Source organism: Massilia sp. Se16.2.3, assembly GCF_014171595.1.
Lineage (GTDB): Bacteria > Pseudomonadota > Gammaproteobacteria > Burkholderiales > Burkholderiaceae_D > Telluria.
Genome location: NZ_CP050451.1, coordinates 734,905 through 761,195 on the forward strand (window position 1 = coordinate 734,905; position 26,291 = coordinate 761,195).

Annotated in this window: 25 protein-coding genes and 2 pseudogenes; 16 read left to right on the plus strand and 11 right to left on the minus strand. The window is 64.9% G+C overall.

Going from position 1 to position 26,291, the window contains the following annotated elements:
- Positions 1-302: 302 nt before the first annotated feature.
- The 12 genes and pseudogenes from minC to G4G31_RS03505 all read left to right on the plus strand — a co-directional run bounded on the left by minC (position 303) and on the right by G4G31_RS03505 (position 13,044).
- Positions 303-1,085: a septum site-determining protein MinC gene (minC, locus tag G4G31_RS03450; protein ID WP_182990299.1), complete on the plus strand. Its 783-nt coding sequence runs from the start codon at positions 303-305 to the stop codon at positions 1,083-1,085.
- Positions 1,086-1,143: 58 nt separating this feature from the next.
- Positions 1,144-1,959, plus strand: coding sequence for a septum site-determining protein MinD (gene minD, locus G4G31_RS03455; RefSeq protein WP_182990300.1), 816 nt, complete (start codon positions 1,144-1,146; stop codon positions 1,957-1,959).
- A 1-nt stretch (position 1,960) separates the two neighbouring features.
- Positions 1,961-2,212, plus strand: coding sequence for a cell division topological specificity factor MinE (minE, locus tag G4G31_RS03460; protein WP_056340553.1), 252 nt, complete (start codon positions 1,961-1,963; stop codon positions 2,210-2,212).
- Between the two features lie 460 nt (positions 2,213-2,672).
- Entirely contained in the window at positions 2,673-3,368 is a 696-nt protein-coding gene (locus tag G4G31_RS03465) for a response regulator transcription factor (protein ID WP_182990301.1), read from the plus strand.
- A gap of 162 nt (positions 3,369-3,530) precedes the next feature.
- On the plus strand, positions 3,531-4,817 hold the full coding sequence (gene hemA / locus G4G31_RS03470) for a glutamyl-tRNA reductase (RefSeq protein ID WP_182990302.1): 1,287 nt from the start codon (positions 3,531-3,533) through the stop codon (positions 4,815-4,817).
- Between the two features lie 99 nt (positions 4,818-4,916).
- Positions 4,917-5,993 (plus strand): peptide chain release factor 1, encoded by a 1,077-nt coding sequence (gene prfA / locus G4G31_RS03475; protein WP_182990303.1) that lies wholly within the window; start codon positions 4,917-4,919, stop codon positions 5,991-5,993.
- Between the two features lie 102 nt (positions 5,994-6,095).
- Positions 6,096-6,572: a disulfide bond formation protein B gene (locus tag G4G31_RS03480; protein WP_182990304.1), complete on the plus strand. Its 477-nt coding sequence runs from the start codon at positions 6,096-6,098 to the stop codon at positions 6,570-6,572.
- A pseudogene (gene prmC, locus G4G31_RS03485) lies at positions 6,569-7,388 on the plus strand (peptide chain release factor N(5)-glutamine methyltransferase). Before G4G31_RS03480 ends, prmC begins: the two are co-directional and overlap by 4 nt.
- 254 nt (positions 7,389-7,642) lie before the next feature.
- Positions 7,643-9,697, plus strand: a complete 2,055-nt coding sequence (locus tag G4G31_RS03490) for a DUF885 family protein (protein ID WP_182990305.1) — start codon at positions 7,643-7,645, stop codon at positions 9,695-9,697.
- On the plus strand, positions 9,682-11,277 hold the full coding sequence (gene gshA, locus G4G31_RS03495; protein WP_182990306.1) for a glutamate--cysteine ligase: 1,596 nt from the start codon (positions 9,682-9,684) through the stop codon (positions 11,275-11,277). The genes G4G31_RS03490 and gshA overlap by 16 nt, the downstream gene beginning before the upstream one ends.
- Before the next feature lie 185 nt (positions 11,278-11,462).
- Positions 11,463-12,565: pseudogene (locus G4G31_RS03500) on the plus strand (histone deacetylase family protein).
- 11 nt (positions 12,566-12,576) lie between these two features.
- Positions 12,577-13,044, plus strand: a complete 468-nt coding sequence (locus G4G31_RS03505; RefSeq protein ID WP_182990307.1) for a GNAT family N-acetyltransferase — start codon at positions 12,577-12,579, stop codon at positions 13,042-13,044.
- 3 nt (positions 13,045-13,047) lie between these two features.
- Here G4G31_RS03505 and G4G31_RS03510 read toward each other — a convergent pair whose 3' ends face one another.
- The 4 genes from G4G31_RS03510 to G4G31_RS03525 all read right to left on the minus strand — a co-directional run bounded on the left by G4G31_RS03510 (position 13,048) and on the right by G4G31_RS03525 (position 18,123).
- Complete coding sequence (locus tag G4G31_RS03510; RefSeq protein ID WP_182990308.1) at positions 13,048-14,346, minus strand: MFS family transporter; 1,299 nt, start codon at positions 14,344-14,346, stop codon at positions 13,048-13,050.
- On the minus strand, positions 14,307-15,596 hold the full coding sequence (locus G4G31_RS03515; RefSeq protein ID WP_182990309.1) for a hypothetical protein: 1,290 nt from the start codon (positions 15,594-15,596) through the stop codon (positions 14,307-14,309). Before G4G31_RS03515 ends, G4G31_RS03510 begins: the two co-directional genes overlap by 40 nt.
- A 112-nt stretch (positions 15,597-15,708) precedes the next feature.
- Positions 15,709-16,149, minus strand: a complete 441-nt coding sequence (locus G4G31_RS03520) for an FKBP-type peptidyl-prolyl cis-trans isomerase (RefSeq protein ID WP_182990310.1) — start codon at positions 16,147-16,149, stop codon at positions 15,709-15,711.
- A 96-nt stretch (positions 16,150-16,245) separates the two neighbouring features.
- Entirely contained in the window at positions 16,246-18,123 is a 1,878-nt protein-coding gene (locus tag G4G31_RS03525) for a potassium transporter Kup (RefSeq protein ID WP_182990311.1), read from the minus strand.
- Positions 18,124-18,353: 230 nt separating this feature from the next.
- Here G4G31_RS03525 and rarD point away from each other — a divergent pair, with 230 nt between their 5' ends.
- The 3 genes from rarD (at position 18,354) to G4G31_RS03540 (ending at position 21,743) form a co-directional block, all read left to right on the plus strand.
- Complete coding sequence (gene rarD, locus G4G31_RS03530; RefSeq protein WP_182990312.1) at positions 18,354-19,253, plus strand: EamA family transporter RarD; 900 nt, start codon at positions 18,354-18,356, stop codon at positions 19,251-19,253.
- Between the two features lie 78 nt (positions 19,254-19,331).
- Positions 19,332-20,999: an energy-dependent translational throttle protein EttA gene (gene ettA / locus G4G31_RS03535; RefSeq protein ID WP_182990313.1), complete on the plus strand. Its 1,668-nt coding sequence runs from the start codon at positions 19,332-19,334 to the stop codon at positions 20,997-20,999.
- Positions 21,000-21,197: 198 nt separating this feature from the next.
- Complete coding sequence (locus tag G4G31_RS03540; RefSeq protein WP_182990314.1) at positions 21,198-21,743, plus strand: transposase; 546 nt, start codon at positions 21,198-21,200, stop codon at positions 21,741-21,743.
- 139 nt (positions 21,744-21,882) lie between these two features.
- On the opposite strand, the gene G4G31_RS03545 is transcribed toward G4G31_RS03540, so the two are convergent.
- Positions 21,883-22,455: a porin family protein gene (locus G4G31_RS03545; RefSeq protein WP_182990315.1), complete on the minus strand. Its 573-nt coding sequence runs from the start codon at positions 22,453-22,455 to the stop codon at positions 21,883-21,885.
- Positions 22,456-22,637: 182 nt separating this feature from the next.
- Positions 22,638-23,207: an alpha-ketoglutarate-dependent dioxygenase AlkB gene (locus G4G31_RS03550; RefSeq protein WP_308622086.1), complete on the minus strand. Its 570-nt coding sequence runs from the start codon at positions 23,205-23,207 to the stop codon at positions 22,638-22,640.
- Between the two features lie 47 nt (positions 23,208-23,254).
- Here G4G31_RS03550 and G4G31_RS03555 point away from each other — a divergent pair, with 47 nt between their 5' ends.
- On the plus strand, positions 23,255-23,869 hold the full coding sequence (locus G4G31_RS03555; protein ID WP_182990317.1) for a molybdopterin-dependent oxidoreductase: 615 nt from the start codon (positions 23,255-23,257) through the stop codon (positions 23,867-23,869).
- A gap of 88 nt (positions 23,870-23,957) precedes the next feature.
- Here G4G31_RS03555 and G4G31_RS03560 read toward each other — a convergent pair whose 3' ends face one another.
- From G4G31_RS03560 to G4G31_RS03575, 5 genes are all read right to left on the minus strand, one after another.
- On the minus strand, positions 23,958-24,320 hold the full coding sequence (locus tag G4G31_RS03560) for a hypothetical protein (RefSeq protein ID WP_182990318.1): 363 nt from the start codon (positions 24,318-24,320) through the stop codon (positions 23,958-23,960).
- A 122-nt stretch (positions 24,321-24,442) separates the two neighbouring features.
- A complete protein-coding gene (locus G4G31_RS03565) occupies positions 24,443-24,820 on the minus strand; it encodes an MAPEG family protein (RefSeq protein ID WP_182990319.1) in 378 nt (125 codons plus the stop codon).
- A 47-nt stretch (positions 24,821-24,867) separates the two neighbouring features.
- Complete coding sequence (locus tag G4G31_RS28030) at positions 24,868-25,263, minus strand: DUF2520 domain-containing protein (protein ID WP_308622088.1); 396 nt, start codon at positions 25,261-25,263, stop codon at positions 24,868-24,870.
- The gene (locus tag G4G31_RS28035) at positions 25,260-25,646 is read right to left on the minus strand and encodes a hypothetical protein (protein WP_308622192.1); all 387 of its coding nucleotides are present in this window, start codon (positions 25,644-25,646) and stop codon (positions 25,260-25,262) included. The genes G4G31_RS28030 and G4G31_RS28035 overlap by 4 nt, the downstream gene beginning before the upstream one ends.
- Complete coding sequence (locus G4G31_RS03575) at positions 25,531-26,280, minus strand: DUF924 family protein (protein ID WP_308622090.1); 750 nt, start codon at positions 26,278-26,280, stop codon at positions 25,531-25,533. Before G4G31_RS03575 ends, G4G31_RS28035 begins: the two co-directional genes overlap by 116 nt.
- Positions 26,281-26,291: the final 11 nt, after the last annotated feature.

Sequence of the window (26,291 nt, forward strand, 5' to 3'; positions counted from 1 at the left end):
TTCTCTCCGGTATGTGGCTGGGGCGGGACAAGAGGGCACAAAGCCGCCGTGGACCCCGGCAGAAACCACGGATGTTAAATTCGGGCCCGCGTTCGCGTTTGAGCGAAGTCAATCTTATCAGCTTATCCACGGAAGACAACCAGTAAAACCACTAGGGAGACAGGCGGTAGTCGAGGCCGACTATCCTCCAAAATACGGAACGTTTCGGTACGTCCAATTGCCTATGGGAATGATGGGGAAATGCTGTCCTTTTCAGCAAATTTCACAGTAGAATGCACGGGCTAATCCAACCTGAACCGTTTATGTCGAAAAGCCCGTCCCCTCTTCCCATCGAAATCAAGATCTCCACGGTCGTCGCCATCTCGGCGATCCTGCACGCGAGCGACCCGATTGCGATCGATGCGGCACTGAAGCAGATGACCGGCGGCGTGTCGGATTTTTTCGAGGACGAGTTCGCGGTGATCGACGTCGGCGCCATCGCTGCCGGCAACCCGTACATTGACTGGCGCGCGCTGGTCGACCTGCTCAAGCAATACCGCCTGAACGCGGTGGCCGTGCGCGGCGCCACGCCGGAGATGGCCGACGCGATCCGCGCGCGCGGCCTGGCGCTGGACGACGGCGCGGGCGCAGAGCGGGCGCGCGAGGATGTGGCGGCGGCGGCCGCCGCGGTGACGATCGCGCCGGTAGCCCCGGCACCCGCGCCTGCGCCGGCACCGGCTGCCCCCGCACCGGCACCGACCGCGCTGCCGGCCATGATCGTCGACACCCCGGTGCGCGCCGGCCAGCGTGTGTATGCGCGCGGCTGCGACCTGATCATCACGGCGGTCGTGAACAATGGCGCCGAGATCATTGCCGACGGCAGCATCCACGTGTACGCGCCGATGCACGGCCGCGCGCTGGCGGGCGCTTCCGGTAACGCCCAGTCACGCATCTTCGGGCTGTCGCTGCAACCGGAACTGGTGTCGATCGCCGGCGTGTACCGCACTTTCGACGAGGGATTCCCGGCCGAGCTGGCACGCCAGCCGGCACAAATTCGCCTGGTGGGCGACCGGATCGATATATCATCTCTGACTTCGCATCGCTGACTCCGGTGTCAAACCGCGCGTAATCAGATACTGACCAGATACTGTAAAGGACATTTTTGTGGCACGAATTATTGTTGTGACGTCCGGCAAGGGCGGCGTGGGCAAAACCACTTCCAGCGCGAGTTTTTCGACCGGCCTGGCCCTGCGCGGCCACAAGACCGCCGTGCTCGACTTCGACGTCGGCCTGCGTAACCTCGACCTGATCATGGGCTGCGAACGCCGCGTGGTCTACGACCTGGTCAACGTGGTCAATGGCGAAGCGACGCTGAACCAGGCCCTGATCAAGGACAAGCACTGCGAGAACCTGTTCATCCTGCCGGCCTCGCAGACCCGCGACAAGGACGCGCTGACCGAAGACGGCATCGAGCGCGTACTCAACGAGCTGATCCAGATGGGCTTCGAGTTCATCATCTGCGATTCGCCGGCCGGCATCGAACACGGCGCCCTGATGGCGCTGACCTTCGCCGACGAGGCCCTGATCGTCACCAACCCGGAAGTATCCTCGGTGCGCGATTCCGACCGCATCCTCGGCATCATCCAGGCCAAGTCGCGCCGCGCCCAGACCGGCGGCGAACCGGTGAAGGAGCACCTGCTCATCACCCGTTACTCGCCGAAGCGCGTCGAAAACGACGAAATGCTGTCGTACCAGGACGTGCAGGAAATCCTGCGCATCCCGCTGATCGGCATCATTCCGGAATCGGAATCGGTGCTGCACGCCTCGAACCAGGGCAATCCGGCGATTCACTTCAAGGGTACCGACGTGGCCGACGCCTATGAGGACGTGGTCGCCCGCTTCCTCGGCGAAGAGCGCCCGCTGCGTTTCACGACCTACGAAAAGCCCGGCCTGCTGCAACGCATCTTCGGGACCAAGTGACATGGCACTGCTCTCATTCCTGTTCCCTGAAAAGAAGAAGAGCGCGAACGCGGCCAAGGAACGGCTGCAGATCATCATCGCGCGCGAGCGCACCAACCGCACCGGTCCGGACTTCCTGCCGGCGCTGCACCGCGAACTGATCGAAGTAATCTCGAAGTACACCAAGGTCAACGCGGACGACATCAAGATCTCGCTCGACCGCCAGGGCAACCTGGAAGTGCTCGACGTCAACGTGGTGCTGCCGGACGCCTGATCCGGCAATCGCCACCCGCCCATCGCCCTATGGCGACAAATGGCAGCGCTGATGCGCTGCCATTTTATTTTGTGCCCTTCTCCTCCTCCCGCCGCGCTGTCCTGGCGCAAGCATGCCGAGGGCCACAGCATCACCTTTGGCGCATGCCTGTTCACCAATCGACCAAAATTTCACACTTAACCGAACGGTAACTGCAACTTTGTGAAAATCTGTTGTATATTTGCCGCTCCTGTTGCGTTTCCGCTGCAATCGCATGAGGCAATGTCCTACTTCGTAAACTATCGAAATTGAGCATTGCCAGAGGGTGGAACAGGGGGTACATGCCTGGCATGCGCTTTTATCCAGCCAGTCGATCAAAAATGGATATTTACAAGTAGCATTATTTTGTCAAAGTCTGCTATAGTCGGTTTAACGTTGTAGGAGTGATCCTACAGTTTGATTTTGACAACAGTGTGCCAACATGAAGATAGCCGTCCTCGATAACGACCGTAGTCAGGCAGAACTCGTCTGCCAGGTGCTCAGTGCGGCTGGGCATACTTGCCAATTCTTTGATAATGGCAAGGAGCTGTTGTCGCAACTGCGCAAGGACAACACCGACTTGCTGCTGATGGACTGGCCTGCCGGCGACCCCGAAGCGGCCGACATCGTGCGCCGCGCCAAGGAAAAAATGTCGCCGGATGCGCCGGTGCTGTTCCTGGTCGGCAGCAGTGCCGAGGACGACATCGTGGCCGGCATGGCCGCCGGTGCCGACGACTACGTCGTCAAGCCGCTGCGCCGCGGCGAACTGGTGGCGCGCGTGTCGGCCCTGCTGCGCCGTGCCTACCCGTCGCAGACCGGCACCGAGCAGCTGCAATTCGGTCCCTATGTCTTCGAGACGCGTCCGGGCCGCCTGTTGAAGGACGGCAGCGTCATCGACGTCACCCAGAAAGAGTTTTATCTGGCCCTGCTGTTCTTCCGCAATATCGGCCGCCCGCTGTCGCGCGCCTATATCCACGAAGCGGTGTGGGTACGCGAAACGGCCGTGCCTTCGCGCACCATGGACACCCACGTCTCGCGCGTGCGCAACAAGCTCAGCCTGCGCCCGGAGAACGGTTTCCGCCTGGTGCCGGTGTACAGCTACGGTTATCGGCTGGAAAAGCTCGGCGCGCAGGCGTAAGCCGGGCAGCTACGCTGCTCGGTGGCGATTGTTGCCCGCTGCAGGATGCACAGGCGATCTGGCCCGGGTGAACAGCCGCGGGGCGTGGCCCCTGCCGCCATGAAACCCTGCGCGCATGAGGGTATAATGGCCGCTACCGTCCCCCTCCTTTTTGCCCCAAGAATGCAACTGCTTGCCGTCGGCCTGAACCACAACACCGCGCCGCTCGCGCTGCGCGAGCAGCTGGCGCTCGGCCCCGAGCAGCTCGGCCGCGCGGTGCAGTCGGCGCGCGAATGGTTCGGCCGCTTCGGCGGCGCCGGCGACCAGCGCGGGGGCGACGAGGCGGCCATCCTCTCCACCTGCAACCGCACCGAACTGTATGCCGCCAGCGGCGTGCCGCAGCCGCTCGACGCCTCGGCCCAGTTCCTCGCCCACTACCACGCCCTGAATTTCGCCGAACTGCGCCCGCACCTGTACATGCTGCCGCAGCACGACGCCGTGCGCCACGCCTTCCGCGTCGCCTCCGGGCTCGATTCGATGGTGCTGGGCGAGCCGCAGATCCTTGGCCAGATGAAGGACGCGGTGCGCACCGCCGAAGAAGCGGGCGGCCTCGGCACCTACCTGCACCAGCTGTTCCAGCGCAGTTTTGCGGTCGCCAAGGAAGTGCGCACCAGCACGGAAATCGGCGCGCACAGCGTGTCGATGGCGGCGGCCTGCGTGCGCCTGTCGCAGCGCATTTTTGACCGTATCTCCGACCAGCACGTGCTCTTCATCGGCGCCGGCGAAATGATCGAACTGTGCGCGGCCCACTTCGCGGCGCAGAACCCGAAATCGATCACGATCGCGAACCGCAGCATGGAGCGCGGCGAATCGCTCGCCACGCGCCTGAACGGCCGCGCGATCCGCCTGGCCGACCTGCCGCAGCAGTTGCACCAGTTCGACATCGTCGTCTCCTGCACCGCCTCGACCCTGCCGCTGATCGGCCTCGGCCTGGTCGAGCGCGCCATCAAGGCACGCCGCCACCGCCCGATCTTCATGGCCGATCTCGCCGTGCCGCGCGATATCGAAGCGGAAGTCGCGCGCCTCGACGACGTCTTCCTCTACACCGTCGACGACCTGGCGCAGGTGGTGCAAACCGGCATGGAAAGCCGGCAAGCCGCCGTGGCCCAGGCCGAAGCCATCATCGAAACCCGTGTCGAATCCTTCATGCACTGGATCGGCGACCGCGCCGTGGTACCCGTCATCCAGGAACTGCACGAGTCGAGCGAGGCGCTGCGCCTGGCCGAACTCGAGCGCGCCCGCCGGCTGCTGGCCAGGGGAGAAGACGTCGATGCCGTGCTCGAGGCCCTGTCGAAGGGCCTGACGGCGAAATTCCTGCACGGCCCGCAGCAGGCGCTGCATCGCGCCCAGGGCGATGAACGCGCACGCCTGGCGAACCTGCTGCCCCAGCTGTTTCGCGGCCGCCGTTAGCGCTTTTATTCTCTTCCCGTTGCGTCCGCGGTGCCGCCACCCGGGCGCGTCCAGGTATCCGTTCACCACTCCGTTACCGAATCTGCCCAGAATAAAACTATGAAACCATCGATGCTGGCCAAGCTGGACCAACTTGCCAACCGCCTGGTCGAACTCGACGAATTGCTGACCCATGAAGGCGCCACCGCCAACATGGACAATTATCGGAAGATGACGAAGGAGCATGCCGAGATCGGCCCGCTGGTCGCCCTCTACCGGCAATACCAGGAAGCCAACGGCGACATCGCCGCCGCCCAGGAGATGCTGGCCGACCCGGAGATGAAGGAATTCGCCCAGGAAGAAATCGAAGCGGCGAAGGCCCGCCTGGCCGCGCTCGACCTTGACCTTCAAAAAATGCTGCTGCCGAAGGATGCGAACGACGAGCGCAATATTTTCCTGGAGATCCGCGCCGGCACCGGCGGCGACGAATCGGCCCTGTTCGCGGGCGACCTGCTGCGCATGTACACCCGCTTTGCCGAACGCAACCGCTGGCAGGTGGAAATGGTGTCGGAGTCGCCCTCGGACCTGGGCGGTTACCGCGAAGTCATCGTGCGCGTAATCGGCAATGGCGTGTATTCGAAACTGAAATTCGAGTCGGGCGGCCACCGCGTGCAGCGGGTGCCGGCTACCGAAACCCAGGGCCGCATCCATACCTCGGCCTGCACGGTGGCGGTGATGCCGGAGGCGGACGAGGTCGAGGACGTCAACATCAACCCGGCCGACCTGCGCATCGACACCTACCGCGCTTCCGGCGCCGGCGGGCAGCACATCAATAAAACCGATTCGGCCGTGCGCCTGACCCACTTGCCGACCGGGATCGTGGTCGAATGCCAGGACGACCGCAGCCAGCACAAGAACAAGGCGCAGGCAATGAAAGTGCTGGCCGCGCGCATCAAGGACGTGCAGCTGCGCGAACAGCAATCGAAAGAGGCGGCCACCCGCAAGAGCCTGATCGGTTCGGGCGACCGCAGCGAACGCATCCGCACTTATAACTTCCCGCAGGGGCGCCTGACGGACCACCGCATCAACCTGACCTTATATAAACTCGACTTCATCATGGATGGCGACCTGGCGGAGCTGACCAATGCCCTGTCGGCAGAGCACCAGGCGGAGTTGCTGGCGGCACTGGGCGATTAAGAACATACTAAGTTGCCAATGTGAAAATGGGACCCGGCGCTTCGCGCTTCATGCGAGAATCGCCCGTCCCTTTTTCTTGTCTGCCCTACGAGAGCCGCACGCATGCCATCTTCCCGCACCGTCCTCCTGATCATTGCCGCGATCAGCTTCGCCCTGATCGGCGCCGCCCTGTACCTGCAGCATGCGCATGACATGCTGCCCTGCCCGCTGTGCGTGCTCCAGCGCTACGCCTTCCTCGGGATCGGCATCGCCGCCCTGGTGGGCGCGCTGAGCAATAAAATCCGCGCGGGCGCCGTGGTGGCGCTGCTGGCGGCGGCCGGCGGGTTCTGGGCAGTCGGCAAGCACCTGTACGTGCTGGCCAATCCCGGCTTCTCCTGCGGCATCGATCCGATGGAAACGATGCTGAACAAGATTCCGACGGCGACCCTGCTGCCCTGGCTGTTCCAGGCGGACGGCCTGTGCGAAAACGCCACCGACGGCGTGCTCGGCCTGTCGATCCCGCAATGGTCGGCCCTCTGGTTCGTACTGCTGACGCTGGCGCTGGTCTGGGTGCTGGTGAAGCAGCGGCGCGCGCGATGAACATCCGTGCTGGCGTCACGGTCGGTGCGCTGCAGGCCGGCCTGCCGCTCGATCCGCTGGAAAACCGCATCCTGCTGTGCCACGCGTTGAACCTGACGCGCATCGGGCTGATCACCCAGTCCGAACGCCAGCTCGACGCGCTCGAGGCGGCTCGGCTGGCCGAGCTGGTGCGGCGCCGCCTGGACGGCGAGCCGATTGCCTACATCGTCGGCCAGCGCGAATTCTTCGGCCTGCCCTTCCAGGTCACGCCCGCGGTACTGATTCCCCGTCCCGACACCGAACTGATCGTTGAACTCGCACTGGATCGCCTGTCGCCGCGCGCGCGCCTGCTCGACATGGGCACCGGCAGTGGCGCCATCGCGGTGGCCGTCGCCCATACCCGGCCGGATGTGCAGGTGACGGCGCTCGACGTCAGCGACGGGGCTCTCGAGGTAGCGCGTGCGAACGCCGCCGCGAATGGCGCCGCCGTGCGTTTCCTGCGCAGCGACTGGTTCACAGCACTCGGCGAGGAGCAGTTCGATGTCGTGGCATCGAATCCGCCCTATATCGCCTCCGGCGACGCCCACCGGCACAAGGCGACCTGCGCTTCGAGCCGGTCGATGCGCTGACCGACCACGCCGATGGCCTGTCCGACCTGCGCACCATCGTCGCCGGCGCCGGCGCGCACCGGTGGCAGGCGGCTGGCTGCTGCTCGAGCATGGCTACGACCAGGCCGAGGCCGTGCGCGCCCTGCTGGCCGCGGCAGGCTATGCCGAAGTGCAGAGCTGGCGCGACCTGGGTGGCATCGAGCGCGTGAGTGGTGGCCGGCGCGCCTAGGATCCGGGGTTGGTAGGGTGGGCGCGGCCGGCGAGGCTCTCGAGCCCACGCGGTATAGGACCGTCGAACATCACAGTCCTGTGCATAGGCGCAGCCCGAAACTCGCCTGATCCCGTAACATCCCCAAGGCCTCCTGGTCGGATAGCCGTACCGCGTGGGCTCAAGAGCCCACCCTACGAACTGCACAGAAAACCCGGTGCGCGGTACGCGGGAGCGCATTGCTACAATGCTTCCTCCCCCACCTCCTCTCGCCCATGCGCCGCTTATTCTCCCTCCTCGTCCTGCTCACCGCCCTGTTCCACGGCCTCGCCCAGGGTGCGCCGGGACAGGCGGCGGCCTTGTTCGAGCGCGACTGGGAATGGCGCCTGCAAACCTTCCCTGAATACGCCACCAGCATCGGCGAGCGGCGCTACAACGACCGCCTGTTTGATACCTCGCCCGCCGCGGCCCGTGCCCGCCGCGAACACATCAAGGCGATGCTCGACGAAGCGCGTGCCATCGAGCGCACCGGCCTGTCGGCGCAGGAACGGCTGTCGCTCGACCTGTTCGTGTTCGACAAGGAGCGCCAGCTGGGCCGCCTGGCCTTCTATCCCTACGACCCGCAGCCGATCACCGCCTGGGACGGCCTGCACGTGCGCCTGCCGCGGCTGGTGGCGCAGATGCCGTTCACAAGCGAAGAGGACTACCGCAACTACATCGCGCGCCTGAACGCGCTGCCGGCGCACGTCGATGGCCTGATCGAGCAGCTGCGCGAAGGGATGCGTAGCGGCTGGACCGCGCCGCAGGCGAGCCTGCAGGCCCTGCCCGAGCTGCTGCGCACGCTGCGCGAGGAGCTGGCCGAGGGTCCCGTGGGCGCGCCGCTGCGGCGCATGCCGGCCGCGATCGACGCCGGCGTGCGCGCCGAACTGCTCGCCGCCGGCAACGCCGCCCTGCGTGACGCTGCCGCGCCGGCGCTGCGCAAACTCGAAGACTTTGTTCGACGCGAGTACGTGCCGGCCGCGCGCACCACGCTGGGCGCATCGAGCCTGCCGGGCGGCGCCGGCTATTACGCCTTGCTGGCGCGCCAGGCGGGCGGCACCGACCTCACCCCGTCCGAGCTGCATGCGCTGGGCCTGAAGGAAGTAGCCCGCATCCGTGCGGCGATGATGGAGGCCATGCGGCGCACCGGCTTTCGCGGCACGCTGGCGCAATTCTCGGTCTTTGCGCGGGGCGACCGGCGCCTGTTCGCGCCCCACGCCGAGGCCCTGCTGGCGCGCTACCGCCGCAGCATCGACCGCAGCCGCGAGCGCCTGCCGCAGCTGTTCGGCACCCTCCCGCGCGAGGAGATCGGCGTCAAGCCGCTCGGCGTGGAAGGCGCCGGCCAGGTCGCCGCCTATTACGAAGCCGGCACGCTGGACCGCAGCGCCGCGCTGGTGGTCAACACGGCGCGTCCCGGCAGTCATCCGCTGTGGGAAGTCGAGACCCCGGCGCTGCACGAAGCGCTGCCCGGCCACCACCTGCAGGTGGCGCGCGCCCACGCCCTGCGCGAGCTGCCGGCCTTCCGCCGCCATGCACGGGACGACGCCTTCGGCGAAGGCTGGGCCACCTATGCCGAGAGCCTGGGCCCGGAACTGGGCCTGCTGCGCGATCCGTTCTCCTGGTTCGGCTACCTGAACGACGACATGCTGCGCGCCGCCCGGCTGGTGATCGATACCGGCATCCACGCGTTCGGCTGGTCGCGCCGCCAGGCCATCGATTACCTGAACGGAAACACGGCCAATGCGCTCCTCGACAACGAGGTCGAGGTCGACCGCTACATCGCCCAGCCGGCCCAGGCGCTGAGCTACAAGAGCGGCCAGCTGCGCATCCGCGCGCTGCGCGAAAAGGCTGCGGCGGCACTGGGACCGCGTTTCGACCTGCGCCGTTTCCACGACGCGCTGCTGGACAAGGGCGCGTTACCGCTGCCGCTGCTGGAACGCGAGATGGATGCGTGGCTGGCCGGGGAGTTGGCGCCTGCGCCTGCCACCCAGCCGGCCGAAACGGACAAGCCAGCCGCGGCACCGGCTACCGCGTCGGCTACCGCCCCGGTTACCGCGCCCGCCGCGGCACCGGCGAAAGCGCCAGCCACCGCGCCGCGCTCCGTCACTCCCCCTTCCCGCTCCAGCAGCCCCGCCGCAGCCCGATTGAGGCGCCTCGGAACGTCCAGGTTCGGCCCGGATGAGGCCGGGCGGAAATCGACCGGCCGCCGACGCGTACGTCGGATTTCGGTTAATCTCTGCACCACGCTATTGGCAGGAAAAGAAAGGAAACACCCGTGTCGAACCAACTGACCCGCCGCCTGGCCCTGCTGGAAGACGATGCCCACCGCGGCCTGCTCGGCCAGGGTCTGCGCGGCATCGAACGCGAGACGCTGCGCATCGACCCGCAAGGCCAACTGGCGCGCACGCCTCATCCGGTCCAGCTCGGCGCGGCATTGACCCACCCGCAGATCACCACCGACTACGCCGAGGCGCTGCTCGAATTCATCACCCCGGCCGAGCACGACATCGGCCTGGCCCTGCACCGACTCGATGCGGTCCACCGTTTCGCCTACGCCAAGCTGGGCGACGAAATGCTGTGGAGCTCGTCGATGCCGGGCGAATTGCCGCTTGACGAAGAGATCGAGATCGCCTGGTACGGCAAGTCGAACATCGGCATGCTGAAACACGTCTACCGCCGCGGCCTGGCGCTGCGCTACGGCAAGGCAATGCAGTGCATCGCCGGCATCCACTACAATTATTCGCTACCGGAAAAGCTGTGGGAAATCATCCGCGCCAACGACGGCGTGACCGAAGAGCGGCGCAATGCGCTGCGCGATTTCCAGTCCGAGAGCTACATCGCCACGATCCGTAACTTCCGCCGCTATGCCTGGCTGCTGATGTACCTGTTCGGCGCTTCGCCGGCGCTGACGACCAGTTTCCTGCGCGGCCGTCCGCACACGCTCGAGACCCTGTCGGAAGACACCCTGTACCTGCCCTATGCCACCAGCCTGCGCATGAGCGACCTGGGTTACCAGAACGATGCCCAGTCCGGCCTGCGTCCGCACGAGAACAGCCTGGAAAGCTATGTGACGAGCCTGATGGATGCCGTCAACCGTCCTTACGAACCCTACCAGGCGCTCGGCACCAAGCGCGATGGCGAGTGGATCCAGCTGTCGACCAACGTGCTGCAGATCGAGAACGAATACTATTCGACCATCCGCCCGAAGCGCGTGATCCGCACCGGCGAGCGCCCGGTGCAGGCGCTGTGCAACCGCGGCGTGCAGTACATCGAAGTGCGCTGCCTCGACGTCGACCCGTTCGAGCCGATCGGCATCGGCATCGAGACGGGCCGCTTCCTCGACGCCTTTTTACTGTTCTGCGCGCTCGAAGAGAGCCCGCTGCTCAGCGCCGCCGAAGGCCAGATCCATGCGCGCAATTTCGCCCGCACCGTGAAGGAAGGCCGCAAGCCGGGCCTGACCCTGACGCGCGACGGCCTCGAGGTCCCGCTGCGCGAATGGGCGGATGAACTGATCGAACGCATCCGCCCGGTCGCACGCCTGCTCGACGAGGAGCACAACGAAGCGGGCGTGCACGAGGCGTCGCTGGCGCAGCAGAAGGCGAAGATCGCCGATCCCGATAAAACGCCGTCGGCCCGTGTGCTGGCCGAAGTGCGCGCCCTCGGCTCGGCCGCCGCCTTCGGCCTGCGCCAGAGCCGGCTGCATGCGGCCTATTTCCGCGAAAGCCCCTTGATGCCGGCCGAGGAAGCGGTGTTCGCCGAGATGGCCGCAGCCTCGCTGGCCGAGCAGGCCATCGTCGAGCAGCAGGATACCGGCAGCTTCGACGATTTCGTCGCCGCGTACAACAGCAGTACCTTGTGCGGCGACCACTAAGAACCTGTCCCAGTAGGGAGGGGGAAGTTGATGACGATGCATGGCAAGCAGAGGCAAGGCGCGAGAAGGCCGCATGGCGAGCCATGCAACGACGAGCAACGCAGCATCTGCTTGTCAGGCGCGTCAGCAACGACTCATCCCCTACTGGGATAGGTTCTTAGGACATCGCCCGCCGCGGGGAAGCCTTGCTCACCTTTTATAACGAACACCATGCCCAGCACGGGGCGCGGCAGGTCTTCCTCGGCGGCGAGCTGGTGCCAGGTGGCGAGCAGCCCGAGCGGGTCGCGCTGGTGCTGCGCGAACTGCAGCGGCGCGGCCTGGGCGACATCGTTACCCCGCATCGCGCGCCGCTGGTCTCGCTCGAGCGCATCCACACGCCGCGCTACCTGCATTTCCTGCGCAGCGCACGGAACGAATGGTGCGCGCGCGGCGCTGGCCATGCGGGCCGCGCCGCCTTCGCCGCATGCCTGCCGGCGCGCATGCGCTCCGACATCGAGCCGGAAGACTTCAACGCACGCCTCGGCCTGTATTCGACCGATACCTTGAGCCCGCTGACCGCCGGCACTGGAATGCCGCCAAGACCGGCGCCGACTGCGCCATCAATGCGGCGCACGCGCTGCGTCTGGGCGAGCGCGGCAGCTTCGCGCTGACCCGTCCGCCCGGCCACCACGCCGGCGCCGACTTTTGCGGCGGTGCCTGCTACCTGAACAACGCGGCGCTGGCCGCCCAGCACCTGCTCGACGATGGCCTCAAACGCGTCGCCATCCTCGACCTCGACCAGCACCACGGCAGTGGCACGCAAAGTATCTTCTATGGCCGCAACGACGTGCTGTTCGTCTCGCTCCACGCCGACCCAGGCCATGCCTACCCGTTCTACCTGGGTCATGCCGACGAAACCGGCAGCGGCGACGGCAGCGGCTACAACATGAACCTGCCCTTGCCGCCCGGCGCTTCCAGCGCGCAGTGGTTCGCCGCGCTGGAAACGGCCTGCATCAAGCTCGGCATGTTCGCACCGGAAGCGCTGGTCGTCTCGCTCGGCGTCGGCACGATGGCCCATGGCCTGCCGTCGGCCCCGTCGGGTGACAATGCGAACGCGACCGTGACCGCGAACGCGGGCGCGAACGCGAACGCGGCCATCGCCCTGCAGGGCAGCGACTATCTGCGCATCGGCGAACGGCTCTCCTGGCTCGGCCTGCCGACCGTCTTCGTCTTTGAAGGCGGCACGGCCAACGCTGAACTGGGCATCAACACGGTCAACGTGCTCGAAGGTTTCGAGACGGCGGCCTGACTCTACTCATCATGAAAAAAACACCTTCGATCGAATGGCAGTGGTGCAGCTTCGCCGACCTCTCCGGCGCGCAGCTGTATGAAGTGCTGGCCCAGCGCCAGCAAGTGTTCATCCTCGAACAGCAATGCCTGTACCCGGACATCGACGGCTACGACCTCGATGCGCACCACCTGCTGGGCTGGCGCGACATCGGCGGACGGCGCGTGCTGGTCGCCTACCTGCGCTGCCTGGCGCCGGGCGCGAAATACACGGAAATGTCGCTGGGACGGGTGCTGACGACGAACGACGCGCGCGGCAGCGGCGCCGGACGCGAACTGCTGGCGCACGGCATCCAGTACGCCGAGCAGCTGCATCCGGGCCACCGCATCCGCATCGGCGCCCAGCAGTACCTGGAAGCGTTTTACCAGAGCTTCGGCTTCGAGACCGTCTCTGCGCCCTACGACGAAGACGGCATCATGCATATCGATATGCTGCGTTGACGCTTATTTCAGCAGCCCCGCCTTGGTCGGGTCCGGCATCTTCCAGGCGACGACGAAGGCGAGCGCGCACATGATGCTCACGTACCAGTAAAAGTCGGTCTCCATGCCGCCCTGCTTGAACCATAGTGCCACGTATTCGGCCGAGCCGCCGAACACCGCGTTGGCCACCGCATAGGACAGGCCGACGCCGAGGGCGCGCACTTCGACCGGGAACATCTCGGCCTTGATCAGGCCGCCGATCGAGCTGTACAGGCTGACGATGGTCAGCGCGCACACGATCATGACCCCGGCCATGAAAGGGCTGTCGACGCGCGCCAGCGCGCTCATGATCGGTACCGTGAAAATCGCGGCCAGCGCGCCGAACCACATCATCGAGGTACGGCGGCCGATGCGGTCGGACAGCGCGCCGAACACCGGCTGCAGCGCCATGTAGACGAGCAGCGCGCCCGTCATCACGGCGCTGGCCGTCTTGGCGCTCATGCCGGCCGTGTTGACCAGGTATTTCTGCATGTAGGTGGTGAAGGTATAAAAGATCAATGAGCCGCCGGCAGTAAAGCCGAGCACGGTGATGAAGGCGCGCCGATGGTGCTTCAACAGCGCCGCGACGCTGCCCGCTTCCTTGCTCTGGCGCTCGGCCGCGTTGGTCGTCTCGGCCAGCGAGCGGCGCAGGTAGAGCGAGACCAGCGCCGCGCAGGCGCCGAGCACGAAGGGAATGCGCCAGCCCCAGGCCTTCAGTTCCGCTTCCGTGAACAGCTGCTGCAGGATCACCAGCACCAGCAGGGCCAGCAGCTGGCCGCCGATCAGGGTGACGTACTGGAACGAGGCGAAGAAGCCGCGCCGGCCGGGTTCCGCCACCTCGCTCATGTAGGTGGCGCTGGTGCCATATTCTCCGCCCACCGACAGGCCCTGGAACAGGCGCGCCAGCAGCAGCAGGGCCGGCGCCGCCGTACCGATCTGCGCATAGGTCGGCAGCACCGCGATCATCAACGAGCCGCCGCACATCATGAGCACCGAGATCATCATCGCGTTGCGGCGGCCATAACGGTCGGCGACGCGCCCGAACAGCCAGCCGCCGACCGGCCGCATCAGGAAGCCGGCTGCGAAGATGCCGGCCGTGTTCAGCAACTGGGTCGTCGGGTTACCGGATGGGAAGAAAGCCGAGGAAAAGTACAGGGCGCAAAACGAATAGATATAAAAATCGAACCACTCGACCAGGTTGCCTGAGGAGGCGCCGACGATCGCATAGATACGCTGGCGCGGGGTCAGTTGCTGGATGTCGTTCGGGGTAAGGTGTTCCGCCATGCTGGTGCTCCATTCTTACTCGATTGGGCAACCCGTGGCGGTCGCCCCTTGTGCCATCCTACACAAGGGACGTACAGGGCCGCGCGCCCTAGGGTTTGACAAACGACAATGCCGCGTTGCCGGTAGCGGTGCCGCGCCAGCAGCAAGGGCGCCAGGCCGGCCAGCCAGAGCGCGGCCGGAGCCGGTTCCGGCACCGCCGGGATCGGATCGAGGCGCACCGCGCGGCAATCACCCATTTCGGTACAGGCATAGGCGGCGATCTGGCCGGCGTCGTTGATGCCGACGGCATCGAGCACGCTCCACAGGCCGGGGCGCTCGACGATGCTGTTCAGGTCGATCATGAAGCCGTCCCGGTAGAGGAAGGCGCTGGAGAAATCGAGGCCGGGAATGTCGCCCGCATAGGTGGAGTAGCCCACCACCATGTCGGCCGCGTTCAGGGCACGCGCCTCGGTGAGCTCGCCGCCGAGCGAACCGATGTCGCGCATGAAACCGTCGCGGTAAAGAAAAGCATGCTGGACGTCGTCGTCGATGAAACTGGTGCCGGCGATGTGGCCGACGTCGTTGATGGCGGCCGCCGCGCTGGAAGGGCCGCCCAGCGTGCCGAGGTCGCGCATGGCGCCGCCTTCGTAGAGAAAAAGCGCGGTAGGCGCTGAAACCGGCGAGGAAGGACGAGCCGACCACGGCGCCGGCATTGTTGATGCCGGTGGCACGCGCGGAATTCGCGCCCGGGTTGCCGATATCGCGCGCGACGCCCCCGCTGTAGAGGAAAGCATGGTTTTCGCCGTCGGCATCGACCCGGTGCCGGCTACCTGTCCGGACCCGTTGACGCCGGCGCCATAGCTGCCGACGCCGAGCTGGCCGATGTCGCTCAGTAGACCGTCACGGTACAGGAAAGCCGCGCTGCTGCCGTCGGCGCGGTCGGCGGCGCCGGTGACGAGCCCATTGACGGCAATGCCCGGGGCCGTGCTGGATGGACCGCCCAGGGTACCGAGGTCAAGCACCGAGGTGCCGTCCCAGACGATGGCACGGCCATTTGACTGGCCGGCAATGCGGCCGGCGGCATCGATGCCCGCGGGCGCCGAATTGTCGGGACCGAACACGATGGTGTAGCCCTGCGCGCACACGGCGGCGGGCATGCAGGCCAGCAGCAGGAACAGACACTGCTTCAGCAACTGCGATACACGGCGCGCCGCGGAGTGTGAAAAGGTCGTAAACGGCGCCAGCACGCGTGAATGGTTGCGCAGCGACATGATGCCCCCGGGAGCGTTGACGGAATCCCAAGGATGTCGGAAACGCCACGGCCTCCCTCTGCGCCAGCGCAGGCGTGCGCCAGATGGCGCCGCTGCGCTTGCTCGACCTTGCTTACTCGACCTTCGTCAGTTCGACGTCGAACACGAGGCCGCTATTTGGTGGAATCGGGCCGCGGCCGCCGCTGCCGTAGGCAAGGCTGGCCGGGATCAACAGGGTGCGCTTGCCGCCGACGCGCATGCCTGGCAAACCCTGCTCCCAACCGGCGATGACTTGCCCCTGGCCCAGCGTGAAAGCAAAGCTGCTGCTCTCGAACTGGGTTCCCTTATGGTCGGCCGCGGTGGCGCTGTAGAGCCAGCCGGTGTAGTTGACGGTGACCCTGCGGCCGCTGGCGGCAGTGGCACCGGTGCCGGTGACGGTATCGGTCATGCTCAGCGCGGCCGGGCTGCTGACCGCCACGGGCGGCGCGCTGGTGTCACCGCCGCCACCGCCGCAGGCGGTAAGGGTCAGTGCGGCGGCGCAGGCGAGCGCGGTCAAGGAAGAGGTAAAGCGCATTGCGAAGCTCCTGGCTAAGTGGAGTGTCTAAAGGAAACACTTTACCTTAGCGGAGTCCCAGCTGGCCATCTGTCCGTTTTTTGTAGCCGATTTGTATCAGATTTCGACTTGGGTGCCGAGTTCGATGACGCGGTTGGTCGGGATCTGGTAGTAGTCGGCCGCGCCGCGCGCGTTGCGCGACATGGTCACGAACAGGTGCTCGCGCCAGGGTGCCATGCCCCGGCCCGGCGTCGAGATCACGGTCTGGCGGGCGATGAAGAACGAGGTTTCCATCATCTCGAAGGGCAGGCCCAGGGTTGCGCATTGCGCCATGATGCCCGGGATATGGGGCTCGTCCTTGAAACCATAGTGCACGTTCAACTGGTAGCAGTTATGGCCCAGCTCGACGACCTGCACTTGCTCGGCCGGCAGTACCCAGGGTTCTTCCCGGATGTGCACGGTGAGAAAAACGACGCGTTCGTGCAGCACCTTGTTGTGCGACAGGTTGTGCAGCAGTGCATGCGGCACGCCATCGCTTTCACCGCGCAGGAAAATGGCGGTGCCCGGCACCCGCGTCGGCGGTGCCACGAACAGCGACTGCAGGAAGGCGTCGAGCGGGATCGCATGCTTTTCCAGGTTCTCGAACACGAGTTCGCGGCCGCGCTTCCAGGTCAGCATGCCAGTCAGCAAGATTGCACCGAGCAATAAAGGGAACCAGCCGCCGTGGAACAGCTTCAGCGTGCTGGCCGAGAACAGGGCGATATCCATCAACATGAAAAAGCCGGTGGCGCCCAGGCACACGACCAGCGGCAGCTTCCAGCGGTAGCGCGTGACGAAGAAGGTCAGCAAAGTGGTAGCGAACATGGTAGCGGTGACGGCGATACCGTAGGCGCCCGCCAGACTTTCCGAATTGCCGAAGCCGATCACGGCGATCAATACCACGATCAATTGCAGCCAGTTCACGGCCGGGATATAGATCTGGCCGATCTCGCTTTCCGAGGTGTGCAGGATGCGCATGCGCGGCAGCAGGCCAAGCATGATCGCCTGTTTCGTCATCGAATAGGTGCCGGAAATCGTCGCCTGCGACGCGATCACGGCCGCCATGGTCGACAGCACGACCAGTGGATACACGCTCCAGGTCCCCAGCTGGTGGAAGAAGGGGTTATCGATCGCGCTCGGGTCGGTGATCAGGAGACTGCCCTGGCCCAGGTAGTTCAGCGCCAGGGCCGGAAACACGATCAGGAACCAGGCGAAGCGGATCGGTTTCTTGCCGAAGTGGCCCATGTCGGCATACAGCGCTTCGGCCCCGGTCAGGGCCAGCACGACGGCGCCCAGCGCGACAAAGGCGATGAACTGGTTTTCCGCAACGAAGCGCGCCGCGTGCAGCGGATTGAGGGCGCCAAGGATCTCGGGTGCCTTGGCAATATTGATCACACCCATGATCGCCAGCGTCGCGAACCACAGGATCATGACCGGACCGAACCAGCGTCCAATACCCGCCGTGCCGTGGCGCTGCAGGCTGTACAGGCCGACCAGCACGATCACCGCCAGCGGCACGACATAGTGCGACAACGCCGGGGTCGCCACCTCCAGGCCTTCGATCGCGCTCAGGACCGAAATGGCCGGGGTAATCACGCTGTCGCCATAGAACATGGTGGCGCCGAACACGCCGACCACCATCAGCGGATAGTACCAGCGCGACGCGCGGGTCACGGAATTGAGGGCCAGCGCCATCAGCGCCATGATGCCGCCCTCGCCGCGGTTATCGGCGCGCAGCACCAGCGTGACGTATTTCAGCGAAACGATCAGGGTCAGTCCCCAGAAGATCAGGGAAATGATGCCGAGCAGGTTGGAGGTGGTGAGCGCGAGGCCGTGGGTCGGGTCGAAGATGGTCTTGAGGGTGTACAGCGGACTGGTACCGATATCGCCGTAGACGATGCCAACGGCAGCCAGCGTCAATGCCGCCAGGCTGCTTTTGTTATTTTGCGACGTCAAGATTGCACCATATTGTTGTTCTGGTGCGGCGCACCATAAAATAACGACAAGAAAATTGCAAGCAGTATTCTAAGGTGTGGAAGGGGGCGGGGGAGAATGTTGCGAGTTTGCCCGAACAGGGCTCGGCCGGTCGCGCGTTAGCGCCCGCTGCGGCCAAAACAGGGGGTGTCCGGCAAGGCAGGGCCAATTCGATGATAATGATCGGCTAGCAACCCGTCCTCTCCTCTTCCATGCGTACCGGCATCGTTTCCGCCGCCCTGGCCTTCCTGTGCTGGGGTTTGTTTCCCGTTTATTTCCACGCCATCGGCGAAGTGCCGCCGTTGCAGATCCTCGCGCACCGCATGCTGTGGTCGCTGATCTTCCTGATGATCGTACTGGCCGTGCGGCGCCAGTGGCGTTGGCTCGAGCAGGTGCGCCAGCCGCGCGTGTTCTGGAGTTTCGTCGCGTCCGCCTTGCTGCTCAGCATTAACTGGCTGATCTATATCTGGGCGGTCAACAATGGCCACGTGATCGAAGCCAGCCTCGGCTACTTCATCAATCCGCTGGTCAACATCATGCTGGGCTATCTGATCCTGAAGGAACGCCTGCGCCCGGTGCAGTGGATGGCGATCACCATCGCCGCGCTTGGCGTTGCCTGGCTGACCTGGCAAACCGGCAGCGTGCCCTGGATCGCGCTATTCCTGGCGGCTTCCTTCGGCGGCTATGGCTTGCTGCGCAAGACGGCGGCGCTCGGCGCCCTGGAAGGCCTGTCGTTCGAGACGATGGTGCTGTTCCCGATCGCCGCGGCCTATGTCGTCTGGCTGACTTACCAGGGCGACAACGCGTTCCTGAATACGCCTTCCGACACGACCCGCCTGCTGCTGGTCGCCGCCGGCCCGATCACGGCGATCCCGCTGCTGCTGTTCGCCAGCGGCGCGCGCCAGATTCCGCTGTCGATCCTCGGCCTGCTGCAATACCTGTCGCCGACCATCCAGTTCCTGCTGGGCGTGATGCTGTTCAAGGAGGCCTTCACGGCCGACCGCCTGGTGGGTTTCGTGCTGATCTGGGCGGCACTGCTGTTGTTTGCTGGCGAGGGCTTGTGGCGCAGCCGGCAAGCGCCGGCCTCCGCACCTGCCCCGAAAGTTTCATGATTTCATAGTCAATAAAGGGGTGCCCGCGGGCGCCCTTCTATCGTATCCTGTGCACCTTGATTTTCTACTGACACCATAATGGCCAATTACGTCTATACCATGAATCGCGTGGGCAAAATCGTCCCGCCGAAACGCCAGATCCTGAAGGATATTTCGCTGTCGTTCTTCCCGGGAGCGAAGATCGGCGTGCTGGGCCTGAACGGCTCCGGCAAGTCGACCCTGCTCAAAATCATGGCCGGCATCGACACCGACATCCAGGGCGAAGCGCGCCCGATGCCGGGCCTGAACATCGGCTACCTGCCGCAGGAACCGCAGCTCGACCCGGAAAAGACGGTCCGCCAGGAAGTCGAATCGGGCCTGGGCGAAGCCTTCGAGGCGCAGGCGAAGCTGGAAGCCGTCTACGCCGCGTATGCGGAAGAAGACGCCGACTTCGATGCACTGGCGAAGGAACAGGAACGCCTGGAAGCGATCATTTCGTCCTCCGACGGCGGCAACCTGAACCTGCAACTGGAAATGGCCGCCGACGCCCTGCGCCTGCCACCCTGGGACGCGAAGATCGCCGTGCTGTCCGGTGGCGAAAAGCGCCGTGTGGCGCTGTGCAAATTGCTGCTGTCGAAACCCGACATGCTGCTGCTCGACGAACCCACTAACCACCTGGACGCCGAATCGGTCGAGTGGCTGGAGCAGTTCCTGCTGCGCTTCCCGGGCACCGTGGTCGGCATCACCCACGACCGCTACTTCCTCGACAATGCCGCCGAGTGGATCCTGGAACTGGACCGCGGTTCAGGCATTCCATGGAAGGGTAATTACTCTTCCTGGCTGGACCAGAAGCAGGCACGTTTAAAACAGGAAGAAGCGACCGAATCGGCACGCCAGAAAGCGCTGCAGAAGGAACTCGAATGGTCACGCCAGAATCCGAAGGCACGGCAAGCCAAGTCGAAGGCCCGCCTGGCGCGCTTCAACGAACTGTCCGAATACGAATACCAGAAGCGCAACGAGACGCAAGAGATCTTCATTCCCGTGTCCGAGCGCCTGGGCAACGAAGTCATCGAGTTCAAGAACGTCTCGAAAGCCTTCGGCGACCGCCTCTTGATCGACAACCTGTCGTTCACGGTGCCGCCAGGCGCGATCGTTGGCATCATCGGCCCGAACGGTGCCGGTAAATCGACCCTGTTCAAGATGATTGCCGGTAAAGAGCAGCCGGACAGCGGCGAAGTCGTGATCGGCAAGACTGCGAAGGTCTCGCTGGTCGACCAGCACCGCGACGAACTGGCCAACAACAAGACCGTGTTCGAAGACGTCACCGGCGGTGCCGACATGCTGTCGGTCGGCCGTTTCGAAATGCCGTCGCGCGCTTATCTCGGCCGCTTCAACTTCAAGGGTTCGGACCAGCAAAAGGTCGTCGGCAACCTGTCCGGTGGCGAACGCGGCCGCCTGCACCTCGCGAAGACCCTGCTGCAAGGCGGCAACGTCCTGCTGCTGGACGAACCGTCGAACGACCTCGACGTGGAAACCCTGCGCGCGCTGGAAGACGCCCTGCTGGAATTTGCCGGCAGCGTGATGGTGATCTCGCACGATCGCTGGTTCCTCGACCGTATCGCCACCCACATCCTGGCCTTCGAAGGCAACTCGCAAGTGACCTTCTTCGATGGTAATTACCAGGAATACGAAGCGGACAAGAAGAAGCGCCTCGGTGAAGAAGGTGCCAAGCCGAAGCGGATTCGCTACAAGCCACTGACGACCTGATCGTCTTGCTGCCGGAAACCGGCATCATCCCTGCATAAAGCCCGGCATTGCCGGGCTTTTTCGCTTTTTTACTGGCGGCAATGGAACGCGGGCTTGTCGAGGTGGTGTGTAAAATCGATCACTGATGAGGCTAATAGTTCCCGCCTCCCATTTGCGCCAATCGGCATGGCGACCATCATCGATTGGCACACTTTACCCATGACAGACTACCGCGACAACCGGGTCCCCGGCGGGACCTTTTTCTTCACGGTTCGCCTGCTGGACCGTGGCAGCACCCTGTTGACCGACCATATCTCCGCCTTCGGCGAGGCGATCCGCCAGGCGCGTGTCCGCAAACCTTTCCATGTCGATGGCTGGGTGGTATTGCCCGACCATGCCCATGCGATGTGGACACTGCCCCCGGGCGACCATGATTGCTCGAGCCGCTGGCGCGCCGTGAAAATCGCGTTCTCGAAGGCACTGCGCAAATCGCTGGTGGCGGCCACGCCGGATGGCGCGATCTGGGCACGCCAGTACCAGGAATTCCGGGTCAGCGACGACGCCGAATATGCGGCACTGATCGACTACATGCACAGCAATCCCGTGCGCCACGGCCTGTGCCCGCGTGCCTGCGACTGGCCGTGGTCGTCGGTGCACCGCTTCATTTCGGCAGGATTGAGCGTGGCGAGGGAAGACAGCGCGCTGGTGCTGCCGCCGTGGGCGCGGGTGCGGCCGGGTGGAATGGGTGCCGCGCCGGCGCTTTGAGCGCAACTATCGCGAACTTGCCTCTCCGTGCGGCTGGCTTGAGAGGCGCCGTCTCGATAACGCTGCCGATCCTGGGTCACCAAGCTGCAAAAGAAAAAGGGCCCGCAGGCCCTTTTTCGTTACGTGATCGAGGAATTGATCAGAAGCTGTATTTCGCGCCGATGGTCAGGACGTCAGGCTTGGCACCGAAGTCCTTCTTCTTGCCATAGCGCTCGTACTCGGCGAGGAGCGACACCTGCTGGTTCAGGTTGTACTGCACGCCAACGCCGGCATACACGCCGTTATCGCTTTCGCTGCCCGACAGGCCCAGGCTGTTCTCGCGCAGCTTGGCCTTGGTGTGGGTTACGCCCAGCTTGCCATAGACCGAAGCCTGTTCGTTGATCGGCATGGTGGCCTTGCCGGCCAGGTAGGTGCCGTAGCCTTCAGACTCGACGGTGCCGCCCACGCCGTTCACACTGTAGTTGGCATGCGATTTGCGGAAGTCGGTGTAGCCGGCTTCGACGCCGAAGGTCTGGTTCAGCTCGACGCCGCCGAACAGTTTTCCCGATGCCTTGTAGCCATCGCTGTCGACATCGACGCCGGAAATACGGTAGTCGTGGTCAGCGCTGGCCACGCCGACACCAACGTAAGCACGTGGGGAAGTGGTGCTCTGGGCCTGGGCGGCGGTCATGACGGCGGTACTTGCGATCAGTGCAAAGATGAGCTTTTTCATGCGAAATCCTTTTCAACGTTTATTGACTGGCTCGCCATTCCTTGTGAATCGCGATGGGTTCACGATAGCACTGTCAAAACGCCAACGGCAGTCCGGATTTCGTAAGAACCGTAAGCAAATGTAACATAAATGACTTACGGTTCAGTTATTTTGCATACATATGCATGCATGAAGCCGGCTAATTACACGATGTAGCGAAAGGTTAGATTGACCCGCTCTCCCATGGGGCGAGTCGACTTGTGGATGCCATGGACCCAGTGCTGCTGGGTTTGGCCACGCATGAGCAGGAGGCTGCCGTCGTGCAGATCGAGCGGAAGCGAGCGTTTGTTGCGTTTATGCCGCAGTATGAAGCGGCGTGAAGCGCCGAAACTCAGGGAAGCGATGATGGGGTCCGGACCCAGCTCCGGCTCGTCGTCGCTGTGCATGCCCATGCTGTCGCGCTCGTTACGATAGCGGTTCAGCAGCACGCTGTTGAAGCGGTGGCCGCACACGTCCTGCACCGCGTCGCGGATCGTCGCCAGCAAGGGCGTCCATGGCAAGGGCTCCAGGCGCAGGCCGGAATAGGTGTAACTGGCGTCCCCATACCAGGCCACCAGGCGCGGCTGCAAGTGCTGCTTGCCGTAGACGAACACCGACTCGGCGCGCCAGGGCGTCTCGGCGATCAGGCGCGCCAGCACTTCGGCGTTGGTGTACGGCAGCGGCAGCTGCGCCAGCCAGGCCAGTTCGCCGTCTTCGATCGGAATCGGCGTCAAGCTATCAGGAGAAGCAAACAGGTCCATGGAGGAAGAGAAGGTTTATCATGGGGGCAATCCGCGAAGAGGAATTGTCGCATGAAGAAACGAGCCTTCCGGGCGCCGCACTGGCCGCCTCCGCCCTGCCCGTCGGCCTGCCCGCCGCTGCCGCCGTGACACGCAGCGCCGGCCCCGCCCTGTTGACGATCACCGGCGCCATCACGCGGCCGAACCGGGGCGCGCTCGATCCGGCGCTGGACCAGATGATGGCCAAGCACAAGCTGGCGTTTACCAGCGCCCATGCGCTCGACTTTGCCAGCCTGCTGCGCCTGCCTGCGCACAGCATCCATCCGACCCTCGAATACGACGGCAAAGCGCACGCTTTGCGCGGGCCGCTGCTGCTGGACGTGCTGGCACTGGCCGGTGCCACAATGAAAAGCACGACGCGTCTGACCCTGCGTGCGGTGGATGGCTATGCGGCGGCTATTGGCGCCGAGGAAGCCCATGCGTGGCGCTTCATCGTTGCTACCCACCTCGATGGGCAGCCGATGGCGCTGGGAGGATTGGGGCCGCTATGGGCGGTGTTCGATGCCGGCCACGTGCCGGAAACAGCGTCACTGCCGCTGGCACAGCGATTCGGCTCCTGTCCCTGGGCGCTGTATCACATCGACGTACAGAACTGAACGGCGTCTTCGCGCATGTGCGTGGCACAGGACACACCCTGGCCAGGCCGATGCCAGCCTGCCCTGCGGCAGGCCAGCGCTCGCTTATTCAGGCGTAGGCTTCCGCCATGCTCATCACGCGTGGCGTGACGGCAATGTCGAGGCTGCCGAACAGGCCGTCGATCGCGGCCAGGTTGGCGCTGCATTCCTCGGCCTTCCACCCCTTGAAGATGTCGGTGCCGTCTTTTTCGAAATGCAGGTCGAGCACGCGGCCGCGGTCGCTGTGCGTATAGTTTTTCTGATACGTGCCCTTGAAACCCAGCTCGGCCAGCGCGGCCAGCACCGACTGCGGTGGATTGTCCGGATCAGTGGCGAGATACACGCCAAAGGTTTTGCCGGGCGGCTTGGCCGCGACATCGACTTCATAAATGCCCGGGGCCTTGGTCACCGCGGTGCTCTTCAAAAACAGCATGCTGCCTCCCACATCGAAACCGGCCGGGCGCGACGCGCACCAGTCACCGGCGTGATGTATCCGAGAAGCAAGCTTATTTCCCTTCGGGAACTTTGTCGATTGCTGGATGCAGTAAACTAGCTCTAATGCATCAATAAACCAACGACAGTGCCGCAAATAAGCAACGCACTTGCCACCATGCCAAGCACAAAACCGGTTTCGCGGCGCGCCGGGTCGCGGTAATAGCCCAGCGCATACAGTACGCGGCCGAGGCACCACAGCAGTCCACCGGCGGCTGCCCACAGGTCGCCCAGGTACCAGGCGCACAGCCACAGGGGTACTAAGACCAGGGGCAACTGCTCCAGGGTATTTGCCTGTACCCGCTGCGCGCTCTGGAAAGGCAGCGGCCCGTCCATCGATGGCGCCAATACCTTGTGGCGCACGCGCGCCAGGCCGGCCATCACGCCGGTCCAGAAATACACGCCAAGGGCGGCCAGGCTGGCCCACGCTGTCCAAACCATTTCAACTCCAGGAAAAAAAGAAAACGGATAAAGCCGGTGGGCGCGCCTCAGGCCTCGCCACGGCGCTTGCGTGCGGCCAGCAGGGTCGTGGCGTCAACCAGGGCATCGTAGAGCTGCGCGGTTGGGGCATCCCAGGCGGCCAGCGCTTCGTGCTGGCGCGCCACGGTGGCAAAGTCGCCACGCGCCACCGGACCGCTCAGCGCCGCGGCCGGCCCCGTGCGCAGTACATTGGCCGGGGTTTCGCTCGCCAGCGGTCGTGCCAGTTCGCGTGCCACCTCCTCGGGAATACCCGCTGCGGCATAGGCGCGCAGGGCCGCGTCGAGCACCGTGACCAGGTAGTTCGACGCGAATACCGACGCCGCGTGGTACACGGTCTTGGCAGCGGCATCGATGCCGACGGGGCGCGCGCCGATCGCCTCGAAGGCCGGCCGCAGCAGGTTCAATGCCGCGGCATCGCCCCGATCGATGCCGCACCAGTCCCGGTAAAATCGGCGGCGACCGCAAAGGGGTCGGCGAAACTGCGGATCGGATGCACGCTGGCAACGACGGCACCGGCTGCGCGGGCCGGGGCCAGCTCGGCGGACGACTTGGCGCCGCTGCAGTGGAATACCGTGGCCCCTTGCAGCAATCCGGCCGCGGCCAGTTCGGCGCACAGCGGCGCGATGGCGTCGTCGTTTACTGCCAGCATCCACACCGCTGCCGGACGCAGCTCAGCGCTTCGGGCCGGCACGCGGCCGGCGCCGATGAAGCGCACCGCCTCCTCGGCACTGGTCTGGGAGCGCGTCAGCACGTCCTGGACGGCGAACACGCCGGCATCGGCAAACAGGCGGCCAAGCACGCGGCCGACGTGACCGGCGCCGACGATATTGAGCGCTACCGCCATCAGAACCCGGCGCCGGGCTGGCCCGGTACTGCAGCTCGTCCGGCGTGGAGGCGCGGCCGAGGATGGGATTACGGTGCGGGAAGCGGCCGAAGCGGGCGATCACGCCGCGGTGGCGGTGCGCGTAGTCGAGCATCTCGACAAACCCTTCGTGCTCGCGCGCCAGCTGGCCGAACAGCTCGACCGCGCACTCCTGCATGCGCGCGTCTTCGGCGTGCTCGAAAGGCATGTAGGCAAAGGCGCGGGCCTGTGGCTCGAGCTGGCGATCGGCGCCGCTGTCGACCAGCTGGCGCGCGGCCGCCAGCGCCAGCGTGTCGCCGGCAAAGGCCAGCGGCGTGTCGCGGTGGGCGTTGCGGGTGAACTGGTCGAGCACCGGGATGCGCGCCAGCCTGCCTTCCGGCCCTTCCAGGTCCCATTCGCGCAGGCCGCCGGCGACCGCCTGGGCGATCAGGGCGCCGAAACGCCCGGCCACAACTGCGTCGAAGGCGGGATCCTTGCGAAACCATTCAGGGCGCGCCTTGCCGTAGCCCGGATCGGAGCGCGGCAGGAACCAGAAATCGAGTACGTCCTGAGCCAGCATGGTGGTCTTTC